The organism is Streptomyces niveiscabiei (genome assembly GCF_033794345.1).
Taxonomy (GTDB): domain Bacteria; phylum Actinomycetota; class Actinomycetes; order Streptomycetales; family Streptomycetaceae; genus Streptomyces; species Streptomyces niveiscabiei.
This window is the reverse complement of the sequence record NZ_JARAYJ010000026.1, coordinates 50307-63546: the sequence shown is the minus strand read 5'-3', so window position 1 is coordinate 63546 and position 13240 is coordinate 50307. Positions and strand designations below refer to the sequence as shown.

At 69.2% G+C, this 13240-nt stretch carries 10 protein-coding genes; 9 read left to right on the top strand and 1 reads right to left on the bottom strand.

Annotated features, from left to right (window positions below; all coding sequences use genetic code 11):
* Positions 1-8 precede the first annotated feature (8 nt).
* Positions 9-986 carry a hypothetical protein gene (locus PV682_RS29830; protein ID WP_319734891.1) on the bottom strand — a complete coding sequence of 326 codons (978 nt, stop codon included), beginning with the start codon at positions 984-986 and terminating at the stop codon, positions 9-11.
* Positions 987-1121: 135 nt separating this feature from the next.
* On the opposite strand from PV682_RS29830, the gene PV682_RS29825 reads away from it, so the two are divergent.
* The 9 genes from PV682_RS29825 to rodA all read left to right on the top strand — a co-directional run bounded on the left by PV682_RS29825 (position 1122) and on the right by rodA (position 13154).
* Positions 1122-3743 carry a valine--tRNA ligase gene (locus tag PV682_RS29825; protein ID WP_319734890.1) on the top strand — a complete coding sequence of 874 codons (2622 nt, stop codon included), beginning with the start codon at positions 1122-1124 and terminating at the stop codon, positions 3741-3743.
* A 204-nt stretch (positions 3744-3947) separates the two neighbouring features.
* A complete protein-coding gene (folC, locus tag PV682_RS29820; RefSeq protein ID WP_319734889.1) occupies positions 3948-5435 on the top strand; it encodes a bifunctional tetrahydrofolate synthase/dihydrofolate synthase in 1488 nt (495 codons plus the stop codon).
* A gap of 3 nt (positions 5436-5438) precedes the next feature.
* Positions 5439-5795, top strand: coding sequence for a DUF4233 domain-containing protein (locus PV682_RS29815; protein WP_319734888.1), 357 nt, complete (start codon positions 5439-5441; stop codon positions 5793-5795).
* A gap of 63 nt (positions 5796-5858) precedes the next feature.
* Positions 5859-6272: a nucleoside-diphosphate kinase gene (gene ndk / locus PV682_RS29810; protein WP_319734887.1), complete on the top strand. Its 414-nt coding sequence runs from the start codon at positions 5859-5861 to the stop codon at positions 6270-6272.
* 332 nt (positions 6273-6604) lie between these two features.
* On the top strand, positions 6605-7624 hold the full coding sequence (locus PV682_RS29805) for a rod shape-determining protein (RefSeq protein WP_055721576.1): 1020 nt from the start codon (positions 6605-6607) through the stop codon (positions 7622-7624).
* A gap of 136 nt (positions 7625-7760) precedes the next feature.
* Positions 7761-8714, top strand: a complete 954-nt coding sequence (mreC, locus tag PV682_RS29800) for a rod shape-determining protein MreC (RefSeq protein WP_319734886.1) — start codon at positions 7761-7763, stop codon at positions 8712-8714.
* Positions 8715-8729: 15 nt separating this feature from the next.
* A complete protein-coding gene (mreD, locus tag PV682_RS29795) occupies positions 8730-9404 on the top strand; it encodes a rod shape-determining protein MreD (RefSeq protein WP_319734885.1) in 675 nt (224 codons plus the stop codon).
* 154 nt (positions 9405-9558) lie between these two features.
* Entirely contained in the window at positions 9559-11961 is a 2403-nt protein-coding gene (gene mrdA / locus PV682_RS29790) for a penicillin-binding protein 2 (RefSeq protein WP_319734884.1), read from the top strand.
* Positions 11958-13154 (top strand): rod shape-determining protein RodA, encoded by a 1197-nt coding sequence (gene rodA, locus PV682_RS29785; protein WP_319734883.1) that lies wholly within the window; start codon positions 11958-11960, stop codon positions 13152-13154. The genes mrdA and rodA overlap by 4 nt, the downstream gene beginning before the upstream one ends.
* Positions 13155-13240 lie beyond the last annotated feature (86 nt).

The following is a 13240-nucleotide window of genomic DNA, read 5'->3' as shown; positions in this document are numbered from 1 at the left end:
GAACACCCTCAGAGCTTGACGCGAACTTCCTTGCGCAGCTTGCCGGTCATATCCACGGCGGTCGCCTTGTCGATGCTCTTCGTGTTGTCGCCGGGGGAGACCATGCCGACCGTGCTGTAGTCGGCCCAGACGCAGAACCAGTCCGTGGAGACCTTCTTCGTCAGGGCGTTGACGCTCGACGCGGCCTGGCACTTGGCGACCGCGCCGTCGATGTCGACCTGCTCCGGCTGCCCTTCGAGGGTCGTCTTGGAGGCGCCGCCGGACGACGTGCCGCCCGCCTCGATCTTCTTGTTGTTCGCGTCGATCTGCGCGGTGATCGCGAGGAAGTACTTGTCGAGGGTCGACTGGGGGTCGGCTATCTCGCCGTACCCGCCGAGCAGTGTCACCCCGCGCGCGGTCAACAGCTCGGCCCGGGACGGGAGATCGGCCGGGTCGGGGTTCTTCGGGTCGTAGTCGCCGAAGTCGGCCGTCGACCACTGCCCGAGGACCGCCTTGCCGCCCTTGACGCCGCTGGTCTGGAGGTACTTGACGGTCTCCGCGTCGGACGTCTCGCCGCCCTTGCCGACCCGCTTGTACTCGGAGACGACCGTCGCCGGGGTGTCGAGCCGGTGCGCGCCGTCGTTCTCCAGCCCGCCGCTGCCGCTCTCCCCCTGCGTCACGACGAACGCGCCGACCGCGAGGGCCACGACGACCGCGGCGACCCCGACGATCAGCCCGGCGCGCTTCTTCTTCCCGGCGGGGGCGGGAGGCTGCTGCATCGGCGGGGCGCCGTAGGGAGGCTGCTGCCCGTACGGCGCCTGCTGGCCGTAGGCCACCTGCCCCATCGGCTGCGTCGGCTGGCTGTAGGGGTTGGGCTGCGGCGGCACACCGCCGCCCTGGGGGTACCCGTAGCCGGGCTGCGGCTGACCGCCGTAGGGGCCAGGCTGGCCGTACGGACCGGACTGCTGCGGCGGACCGCCGTACGGACCCGGCTGGTTGTTGCTCATTCTGGGTACCCCTCCAGATGCTTTATGTGCTCCTGACATCCTGGCCCAGGCGCGGGGAACTCCTGGCATCGGGGTGCGTCCCGTTACAGAACAATCGAGTTCTGGACAGTCCCGCGACCCCTTTAAACTTGGCGCGTGACCGAGAACTCTCAGCAGCACACAGCGCCCACCACCGACCTGCCGACCCAGTACGCGCCGGCCGAGGTAGAGGGGCCGCTGTACGAGCGCTGGGTGGAGCGCGGTTACTTCGAGGCGCACGCCTCCAGCGAGAAGCCGCCGTACACGATCGTCATCCCCCCGCCGAACGTCACCGGCTCCCTGCACCTGGGCCACGCCTTCCAGCACACGCTGATGGACGCGCTCACCCGCCGCAAGCGCATGCAGGGCTTCGAGTCCCTGTGGCTGCCCGGCATGGACCACGCGGGCATCGCCACCCAGAACAAGGTCGAGCAGCAGCTCGCCGAGGAGGGCAAGTCCCGCCACGACCTCGGGCGCGAGGAGTTCACCGCGCGCGTGTGGCAGTGGAAGGACGAGTACGGCGGCAAGATCCTCGGCCAGATGCGCCGCCTCGGCGACGGCGTCGACTGGTCCCGCGAGCGCTTCACGATGGACGAGGGCCTCTCCAAGGCCGTCCAGACCATCTTCAAGCGCCTCTACGACGACGAGCTGATCTACCGCGCCGAGCGCATCATCAACTGGTGCCCGCGCTGTCTGACGGCCATCTCCGACATCGAGGTCGAGTACCAGGAGGACGCCGGCGAGCTGGTCTCCATCCGGTACGGCGAGGGCGAGGACAGCCTCGTCGTCGCCACGACCCGCGCGGAGACGATGCTCGGGGACACGGCCGTCGCCGTCCACCCCGACGACGAGCGGTACAAGCACCTCGTCGGCAAGCGGATCAAGCTCCCGCTGACCGACCGCACGATCCCGGTCGTCGCCGACACCCACGTCGACCCCGAGTTCGGCACCGGCGCCGTCAAGGTGACCCCGGCGCACGACCCGAACGACTTCGAGATCGGCCGCCGGCACGACCTGCCGAACATGACGATCATGGACGAGCGCGGCGTGATCACCGTCCACGGCCCCTTCCTCGGCCTCGACCGCTTCGAGGCGCGCTCCGCCGTCGTCGGCGCGCTCAAGGAGCAGGGGCGGATCGTCGCCGAGAAGCGGCCGTACATGCACTCCGTGGGCCACTGCTCGCGCTGCAAGACGACCGTCGAGCCCCGGCTGTCCATGCAGTGGTGGGTCAAGGTCGCGCCGCTCGCCAAGGCCGCCGGTGACGCCGTCCGGGACGGGCGGGTCGCCATCCACCCCGAGGACATGTCGAAGCGGTACTTCGACTGGGTCGACAACATGCACGACTGGTGCATCTCGCGCCAGCTGTGGTGGGGCCACCGCATCCCGATCTGGTACGGCCCCGAGGGCGAGGTCGTCTGCGTCGGACCCGACGAGCAGCCGCCCACGGGCGAGGGCTGGACCCAGGACGCCGACGTCCTCGACACCTGGTTCTCCTCCGGCCTGTGGCCCTTCTCCACCCTCGGCTGGCCCGAGAAGACGCCCGACCTGGAGAAGTTCTACTCGACCGACGTCCTGCTCACCGGCCACGACATCATCTTCTTCTGGGTCGCCCGGATGATGATGTTCGGCCTGTACGCCATGGACGGCGAGGCCCCCTTCAAGACCATCGCCCTGACCGGCCTCGTCCGCGACGAGTTCGGCAAGAAGATGTCCAAGTCCAACCCCAACGCCGTCGACCCCCTGGTCTGGATGGACAAGTACGGCTCCGACGCCGTCCGCTTCACCCTCGCCAAGGGCGCCAACCCCGGCGCGGACGTCCCGATCGGCGAGGACTGGGTCCAGGCGTCCCGCAACTTCACCAACAAGGTGTGGAACGCGACGCGCTTCGCCCTCATGAACGGCGCGACGGTCGAAGGCGAACTCCCGCCGGTCGAGCAGCTCTCGGCCACCGACCGCTGGATCCTCTCCCGCCTCAACAAGACGGTCGCCGAAGTCGACGCCTTCTACGACGACTTCCAGTTCGCCAAGCTCAGCGAGGCCCTCTACCACTTCGCGTGGGACGAGGTCTTCGACTGGTACGTCGAACTCTCCAAGCCCACGTTCTTCGCGGGCGGCGACCAGGCCAAGGTCTCGGCGCGCGTCCTGGGCGAGGTCCTGGACGTCATGCTGCGCATCCTGCACCCGGTGATCCCGTTCGTCACGGACACCCTGTGGACGACGCTGACGGGCGGCGAAACGCTGGTCACGGCTGCGTGGCCCGCTGACTCGGGCTTCCGAGACGACACGGCCGAGCAGGAGATCGCCCTCGTCCAGCAGGTCGTCACCGAGGTCCGCCGCTTCCGCAAGGACCAGGGCCTCAAGGACGGCCAGAAGGTCCCGGCCCGCCTCTCCCTGGACGGCACGCCCCTCGCGGCCCACGAGGCCGCCATCCGTCAGCTCCTCCGACTCCAGCCGGAGGGCGAGGAGTTCGCGGCAACGGCGACACTCCCCGTGGCCGGCGCGACGGTCGCCCTCGACCTCTCCGGCACGATCGACGTCGAGGCCGAGCGCAAGCGCCTCACGAAGGACTTGGGAGCGGCGGAGAAGGAGAAGTCCGAGGCCGAGAAGAAGCTCGGCAACGAGGCGTTCGTCGGCAAGGCCCCGGAGAACGTGGTCGAGAAGATCAAGACCCGCCTGACGAAGGCGGAGGCGGACATCGCGAGGATCACGACACAGCTGGAGAACTTGCCGAAGGCGTAGGCGATTCAGAGGGCCCCGGTGCTGTGGAGCACCGGGGCCTTTTTGATGCCGGGTGACTCGCGTTCTTTTAGGGGCGCGGGGCTGTGTCGATCTGCGGCTCCGCCGCGGGGCGCGACCAGCCACGACGCACGCCGCACCCGCCGTTCTCGCTGTACCCCCCACTCCTTGGGCGAACTGTCACACCCCCTCCGTAGACTGGACCCCGTGACACAAAGCGACCCGTTCGACGAGATCATCGCCGCCGAGACCGACCGAGACCCCGACCTCGCGGTCATCGAGGCGGGGAGCCGGACGTTGCGTACCCAGGGGGGCCAGCCGGAGGGTGACGACGTGCCGAGTCGCCCCGCCGACCCCGAGGTCGACAAGGCGCTGCGCGGCGTCGAGTCGGAGCTGGCGACCCGGTGGGGTGAGACCAAGCTGGAGCCGTCCGTGAAGAGGATCGCGGCGTTGATGGACGTCCTGGGGGAGCCCCAGAATTCGTATCCGTCGATCCACATCACCGGCACGAACGGCAAGACCTCCACCGCCCGCATGATCGAGTCGCTGCTCGGCGCGTTCGAGCTGCGGACGGGCCGGTACACCTCCCCGCACGTCCAGTCGATCACCGAGCGCATCAGCCTGGACGGCGCCCCCATGTCGGCGGAGCGGTTCGTCGAGACGTACGAGGACATCAAGCCGTACGTGGAGATGGTGGACGCGAAGGAGCAGTACCGCCTGTCCTTCTTCGAGGTGATGACGGGCATGGCGTACGCGGCGTTCGCGGACGCGCCGGTGGACGTCGCGGTCGTCGAGGTCGGCATGGGCGGCACGTGGGACGCGACGAACGTGATCGACGCGGACGTCGCGGTGATCACCCCCATCTCCCTGGACCACACGGACCGCCTCGGCTCGACCCCGGCGCAGATCGCGGGCGAGAAGGGCGGCGTCATCAAGCAGGACGCGACGGTGATCCTGGCCCAGCAGCCGGTGGACGCGGCGCAGGTCCTGCTGAAGCGCGCGGTCGAGGTGGACGCGACGGTCGCGCGCGAGGGCCTGGAGTTCGGCGTCGTGGAGCGGCAGGTCGCGGTGGGCGGCCAGCTGATGACGCTGCGCGGGCTCGGCGGCGAGTACCCCGAGGTCTTCGTCCCGCTGCACGGCGCGCACCAGGCGCACAACGCGGCGGTCGCCCTCGCGGCGGTGGAGGCGTTCTTCGGCGTCGGCGCTGCCCGCGCGGAGCCCCTCGACATCGAGGTCGTCCGCAAGGCGTTCGCGAAGGTCACGTCCCCCGGCCGCTTGGAGGTCGTGCGCCGCTCCCCGACGGTCGTCCTGGACGCCGCGCACAACCCGGCGGGCGCGCGCGTGACCGCGGACGCGATCAGCGAGGTCTTCGACTTCAGCAAGCTGATCGGCGTGGTCGGCGCGGCCGGCGACAAGGACGTACGGGGCCTGCTGGAGGCGTTCGAGCCGATCTTCGCGGAGATCGTGGTCACGCAGAACTCGACGGCGCGCGCGATGGACGCGGATACGCTCGCCGCTGTTGCCGTGGAGATTTTCGGCGAGGACAGGGTCCAGGTCGAGCCCCGTCTCCCCGACGCCCTGGAGGCCGCGATCACCCTGGCCGAGGAGGACGGCGAGTTCTCCGGCGCGGGCGTCCTGGTCACCGGTTCGGTCATCACGGTGGGCGAGGCCCGCCTGCTCCTGGGAAGGCGCTGAGGGATGCGCACGCTCTGTTCGTCGACGCTGATCGGCGAGTTCTTCCTGATCGGTTTCGCGGGCCTGGTCGCGATGAAGGACCCGGACCTGTCGATGGGCACGGTCTGGACGGTGTGCGGGACGCTGATGTTCCTGAGCGTCCTGCTGTGCGGCCTGGTCACCCGCCCGGGCGGCGTCGCCCTCGGCTGGGGGCTCCAGATCGCCCTGATCGTCTCGGGCGTCTTCGTCCCGCTGATGTTCTTCATGGGCGCGGTCTTCGCGGCCCTGTGGGGTGCGTCGGTCCACTACGGCCGCAAGGTCGACGAGGCGAGGGCGAGGTTCGCCGCGCAGGCGGCCTCCACTACACCTGACGCTGCGTGACGGCGGCCCCGACACGCCCTGTAGCCTCGTGACACCGCACATCAGCAGCGAAGGAGCCCTTCAGTGAGCCAGCGCACCCTCGTCCTCCTCAAGCCCGACGCCGTCCGTCGTGGCCTGACCGGCGAGATCATCGGCCGTATCGAGCGCAAGGCGGACTGGCGGATCACCGCGCTGGAGCTGCGGACGCTGGACCGGGCGATCCTGGAGCAGCACTACGCGGAGCACGTGGGCCGGCCGTTCTACGAGCCGCTGGTCGAGTTCATGGCGTCCGGTCCGGTCGTCGCGCTGATCGTCGAGGGCGAGCGGGTCATCGAGGGCGTGCGGCAGCTGGCCGGTCCGACGGACCCGATCGCCGCCGCGCCCGGCTCGATCCGGGGCGACTTCGGGACCATCGTCCGGGAGAACCTGATCCACGCCTCGGACTCGGAGGAGTCGGCGGAGCGCGAGGTCAAGCTGTTCTTCCCGGGTCGCGCCTGACCTTCGTACAACGGCGTCCATGAACTTTTCGGGAGTTTTCGTGGACGTTTCTGACACTGGGTCAGATCGTCTGTTCGTCAGCCTGGGGACGGCCGTACATTTTCGGCCGTCCTTCGGCATATGCGGTGCCGATCGGGGGAACGCGTGCCCCCGATGGACCGTCTCCACAAGCGAGGCGGGTCGGCACGTGCTGACAATGGCGAAGACCCTCGCGCGGTGTCCGTGAAGGCGCGTCTACGATGTAAGCCTTCACGTCACCGCACCCACTTCGCCGTCCTGAAAAGCCCTCAAAAGCTCGTGGGAAGGCCAGACGAATCCTGATGGGGAACTCAATGTCGTTCATCGGCCGTGACATGGCTGTCGACCTCGGGACCGCCAACACGCTGGTGTACGTCAGGGGTCGCGGGATCGTCCTCAACGAGCCGTCCGTGGTCGCGATCAACACCAATACCGGTGGGATCCTCGCGGTCGGCGCCGAGGCGAAGAAGATGATCGGCCGCACCCCCGGCAACATCGTCGCCGTACGTCCGCTCAAGGACGGCGTCATCGCCGACTTCGAGATCACCGAGCGGATGCTGCGCTACTTCATCCTGAAGATCCACAAGCGCCGCTACCTCGCCCGCCCGCGCGTCGTCGTGTGCGTGCCCAGCGGCATCACCGGCGTCGAGCGCCGCGCCGTCATCGAGGCGTCGACGCAGGCCGGCGCCCGCCAGGTGCACATCATCGAGGAGCCCATGGCCGCGGCCATCGGCTCGGGCCTGCCGGTCCACGAGGCCACGGGCAACATGGTGGTCGACATCGGCGGCGGTACCACCGAGGTCGCGGTCATCTCCCTCGGCGGCATCGTCACCGCCCAGTCCATCCGCGTCGCCGGCGACGAGCTGGACAACGCGATCATCCAGCACATCAAGAAGGAGTACTCCCTCCTCCTCGGTGAGCGCACCGCCGAACAGATCAAGATCACGATCGGTTCGGCGTACGACCTCGACGACGACGAGCACACCGAGATCCGCGGCCGTGACCTCGTCTCCGGCCTGCCCAAGACGGTCGTCATCTCGGCCGCCGAGGTCCGCAAGGCGATCGAGGAACCCGTCAACGCGATCGTCGACGCGGTGAAGACGACCCTCGACAAGTGCCCGCCCGAGCTGTCCGGCGACATCATGGACCGCGGCATCGTCCTCACCGGCGGCGGCGCCCTGCTGCGCGGCCTCGACGAGCGGCTGCGCCGCGAGACCGGCATGCCGATCCACATCGCCGAGGACCCGCTGGACAGCGTCGCGCTCGGCTCCGGCAAGTGCGTCGAGGAGTTCGAGGCGCTCCAGCAGGTGCTGGACGCCGCGCCGCGCAGATGACGTAACACGTCGATTCCGCCGTACGAGACGATCTCCTCTCGTGCGGCGGATCGTTGATATAGAGGCATAAGCTTCCCCAGTTCCCCCCATTCCCGTAATTCCCGCAATTCTTATGAGGAAGGCACGGCCGCCGCACGTGAGGGACACACGAGAGAGCCGGCTGCTCCTGGTACTGCTGGTCGCCGTCTCGTTCGCGCTGATCACGGTCGACATCAGGGGAGGTGAGGACTCTCCGGTCGACGGCGCCCGGCAGGCCGCCGCGACGGTCTTCGGACCCATCGAGAACGGCGTCGCCTCGGCCGTCGACCCCGTCGGCAACGCGGTCTCCGCCGTACGCGACTCCGGCAAGCGCCACGACCGGCTCGCCGCCCTGGAGAAGGAGAACGCGGCCCTCAAGGCGAAGCTCGGCAGCGACGACCGCAACCGCAGCCGCCTGACCCAGCTCGACCGGATGCTGAAGATCGCCGGCGAGGGCCAGTACGGCATCAAGGGCGCGCAGGTCATCGCCATAGGGGCGGCCCAGGGCTTCTCCTGGACGATCACCATCGACGTCGGCGCGAGCGACGGCATCCAGCGCGACATGACCGTCCTCAACGGGGACGGCCTCGTCGGCCGCGTCACGACCGTCGGGCCCAACGCGTCGACCGTGCTCCTCGCCAACGACCCCGACTTCACGGTCGGTACGCGCATGGAGGCGTCCGACGAACTCGGGTTCGCGTCCGGGCAGGGCGACCGGCCGCTGCGCGTCGAACTGCTCAACGGCAAGGCCGAGGTGAAGAAGGGCGACCGGCTCGTCACCTTCGGCTCCCAGGCCGACAAGCCGTTCGTGCCGGGCGTACCGGTCGGCATCGTGTCCCGCGTCGACCCCTCCGGGGGCGACCTGACGCGGACGCTGTACGTCACGCCGTACGTCAGCTTCACCAAGCTGGACATCGTGGGGGTCGTCGTCGAGGCGCCGAAGAAGGACCCGCGCGACACGGTCCTGCCGGCCAAGCCGAAGCCCGTCCCCACGCCGACGGTCACCGTCACGGTGACACCGGGAGCCGCGGCACCGGACCAGGGCCGGACCAACGACCAGCAAGAGCAGTAGGAGCTGAAACCCCCCATGCGCGTCAACCGCATCCTGCTCTCCACGACCCTCGTCGTCGTGGCCCTCGTCGTCCAGGTCAGCGTCCTGGCCCGGCTCCACCTCCCCGGCGCCGTCCCCGACCTGCTGCTCCTCACGGTCCTCGGCCTCGCGATGGTCTACGGCCACACCAGCGGCGCCCTCATCGGCTTCGGCGCGGGCCTCCTCGCGGACCTCGCGCCCCCCGCCGACCACGCCGCCGGGCGGTACGCCCTCGTCCTCAGCGTCATCGGCTACGCGGCCGGGCTGATCAAACCGGAGACCGGCCGGCTGAAGTCGGCCACCGCTCCGATGCTGGTCGTCGTCGCCTCCGCGATCGGCTCGACGCTGCTGTACGCCGCCGTCGGGGCGCTCGTCGGGGACACCTCCGCCCGGCACGTCGGGATCGGGGGGCTGCTGTTCAGCGCCGCTCTGTACGACCTGCTGCTCGCGCCGTTCGTCGTGCCCGCCGTGATGTTCCTGGCCCGGCGCGCCGACAACGACCCGCTGGCGGAGGCGAGTTCGGCGTCCAAGGCGCGGGACGTGTCCGCCGGGTGGCTGTCGTCCGGGACCGGGCTGCGGATCGGGGGGCAGCGGGGGAGCGGGCTGAAGATGAAGGCGGCGAAGAGGTCGGCCGCGCGCACGGGCCGGATCAAAGGGGTGAAGCGGCTGTGAGGGCGGGGGAGTCGCGCGGGGTTCTCTCCGGGATTTCCGGGCGGAATTCACTCGCAGGGGTGAACGGCGGCGGAACGCGGGCGGGTGGCCCGGCCGTTCACGAGGCGTACGGACATTCGATTCACGGCGTGGCAAGGGCTGGGAGGGGGAGGCAGTGACGAACATCCCGGAGACCGGGCGGACGCCCAGGGTCCAGACGCGGCTCGTGGTGATCCAGATCCTCGTCCTCTCCCTGCTCGCGACGCTCGGCGGGCGCCTGTGGTACCTCCAGATCCGGGAGGGCGACGAGTACGCGAAAGAGGCGTCCGGCAACCACGTCCAGCAGGTCGTGCAGCCGGCGGTGCGCGGCTCGATCCTGGACGCCCGGGGCGTACCCCTCGCCGACAACGAGACCCGGCTCGTGGTCTCCGCCTCGCGCACCGACCTGCTCAAGCAGAAGGACGACGGCAAGGCGGTCCTCGCCAAACTCGCGGGCGTGCTCGGCATGACGCCCGAGGAGGTCCAGCAGAAGGTCCGCCTCTGCGACGCCCAGACCCCCCAGCCCTGCTGGAACGGCTCGCCCTACCAGCCGATCCCGATCACCGACGAGGCCACCGCCAAGCAGGCCCTCCAGATCCGCGAGCGCGCCGAGGACTTCCCCGGCATCACCGCCGAGCCGGAAGCGGTCCGCCGCTACCCCGGCCCCGGAAAGTCCAACACCGCGCAGGTCCTCGGCTACCTCTCGCCGGTCACCGACGACGAGATCCAGCAGGCCAAGGACAGCGACTCGCCGTACCTGCGCTCCGACCAGGTCGGCAGGTCGGGCCTGGAGCGGGAGTACGACAAGGAACTGCGCGGCAAGGCGGGCGTCACGCGCTACGAGGTCGACAACCTCGGCCGCGTCATCGGCCAGGCCGAGGCGACCCCGGCGCAGCCCGGCGACAACCTCGTCACCAGCATCGACGCCCGGGTGCAGCGGGTCGCGGAGTATGAGCTGAACGACGCGATGAAGGAAGCCCGCAAGCAGTGGGACCGCAACACCAATGAGCGCTACAAGGCGGACTCCGGCGCCGTCGTCGTGATGGAGGCCAAGACCGGCCGCATCGTCGCGATGGCCTCGAACCCGACGTACGACCCGAACGCGTGGGTCGGCGGGATCTCCGCCAAGGACTACAAGTCGCTCACCGGCAAGGACTCCAACTACCCGCTGCTCAACAGGGCCATACAGGGTCAGTCGGCACCGGGCTCCACTTTCAAGGTGATCTCCACGGCGGCGGCGGTGGAGGCGGGCTACGACTTCAACGGCCGCTACCCGTGCACGAGTTCGTACTCGGTGGGCGGGCAGGTCTTCAAGAACTTCGAGTCGGAGAACTTCGGCCCGATCAGCCTCGGCCGCGCCCTCGAAGTCTCCTGCGACACCGTCTTCTACGGCCTGGCGCACCGGGAATGGCAGAAGGACGGCGGCATCAAGCCGAAGAACCCCAACGACTACTTCTTCAAGGCGGCCCACCAGTTCGGCCTCGGCAAGGAGACCGGCATCGACCTCCCCAACGAGGTCACCGGCCGCGTCCCCGACCGCCAGTGGAAGCAGAGCTACTGGAAGGCCAACAAGGACGCCTGGTGCAAGCAGGGCAAGAAGGGCGGCTCGTACGTCGAGCAGATCGCGTACGAGAACTGCCTCGAAGGCAACCAGATGCGCGCCGGTGACGAGATCAACTACTCCATCGGACAGGGCGACACCCTCGTCACGCCGATCCAGATGGCCACGATCTACGCGGCGATCTCCAACGGCGGCACCCTCTGGAACCCGACCGTCGGCAAGGCCGTCATCAGCCCCGACGGCAAGACGACCACCGAGATCAAGCCCCAGTCCCACGGCAAGCTCCCCATAAGCAAGACCACCCTCGCCCAGATGGACGAGGCCCTCGCCGGCGTCGCCACCGAAGGCACCGCCGCCTGGCGGTTCGCCCAGGTCGGCTGGCCGCAGGCGAAGATCCCGATGCACGCGAAGACGGGTACCGCCGAGGTCTACGGCAAGCAGACGACGTCCTGGTTCGCGACGTACACCAAGGACTACGCGATCGTGATGACGATCTCCCAGGGCGGCACGGGCTCCGGCGCGTCCGGCCCCGCCGTCCGCAACATCTACGACGCCCTGTACGGCGTAGCGGACGACGGCACGATCACCCCCAAGAACGCCCTCCTCCCCACCCCCCAGAAAACCCTCCCCAAGATCCAGACGGACGGCACGATCACGTCCCCGAAGATCGCGAAGGACCCGGCGAAGGACCAGCGGGCGAACCAGACGGAGAAGCCGAAGCAGGATGGGACACTGCCGGGGGGCACGGTGCCGGCGAGCACGGGCGGCAACCAGGACACACGTAGGCGGTTGAGGAGGAGGCGGGGCCTTCTTGACACGGGTCCGGGCAACGTCCTTAAGGGGCGCGGGGCTGTGTCTATCAGCGGCTCCGCCGCGGGGCGCGATCAACCACAACGAACCCGCACTCGCCAATCCACACTACGAGGCACCCACGGCCTGCGGTCCCTCCTCCGCCGCCCGAGGAGGGAAGCCAAATGACCGGCAACACCTTCTCCGTCTCGGGCTACGGCCCAGACCGCGCAGGCTGGACCAGGATCTTCGCCCGCGACTCGCTCGCAAGGCGCCTCGACTGGCCGATACTGCTCTCCGCCCTGGCCCTCTCCTGCATCGGCTCCCTCCTGGTCTTCTCCGCGACGCGAAACCGCACGGAGATCAACCAGGGCGACCAGTACTACTTCCTCCTCCGCCACCTCATGAACACCGGCATCGGCCTCGCGCTGATGATCGGCACGGTCTGGCTCGGCCACCGCACACTGCGCAACGCGGTGCCGATCCTGTACGGCCTCTCCGTGTTCGGCATCCTGCTCGTGCTGACCCCCCTGGGGTCGACGGTGAACGGCGCCCACTCCTGGATCGTGCTGGGCGGCGGCTTCTCCCTCCAGCCCTCGGAGTTCGTGAAGATCACGATCATCCTCGGGATGGCGATGCTGCTCGCGGCGAGGGTGGACGCGGGTGACAAGCCGTACCCCGACCATCGGACGGTGCTCCAGGCGCTGGGCCTCGCGTCCGTGCCGATGCTGATCGTCATGCTGATGCCGGACCTGGGGTCGGTCATGGTGATGGTGATGATCGTGCTCGGCGTCCTGCTCGCGTCCGGCGCGTCGAACCGCTGGATCTTCGGTCTCCTCGGCGCGGGCGCGTCCGGTGCGCTCGCGGTGTGGCAGCTGGGGATCCTCGACGAGTACCAGATCGCGCGGTTCGCCGCGTTCGCCAACCCCGAGCTGGACCCGGCGGGCGTCGGCTACAACACGAACCAGGCCCGCATCGCGATCGGCTCCGGCGGCCTCACGGGCTCCGGTCTCTTCCACGGCTCCCAGACGACGGGCCAGTTCGTCCCCGAACAGCAGACGGACTTCGTCTTCACGGTCGCCGGCGAGGAACTGGGCTTCGTCGGCGCGGGCCTGATCATCCTCCTCCTCGGCATCGTCCTCTGGCGGGCCTGCAAGATCGCCCGCGAGACGACGGAGCTGTACGGCACGATCGTCGCGGCCGGCATCGTCGCCTGGTTCGCCTTCCAGGCGTTCGAGAACATCGGCATGACCCTCGGCATCATGCCGGTCACCGGCCTGCCGCTGCCCTTCGTGTCGTACGGCGGTTCATCGATGTTCGCGGTCTGGGTGGCGGTGGGTCTGCTCCAGTCCATCAAGGTCCAGAGACCCATGTCGGCGTGAGCCTCCGGCGGCGGGGCGGGCGACAGGGCGGCCGGGGGAGCGCCCCCGCCCGTACGGCCCGTCCCTCCGCCGCCCCACCCCCGGTT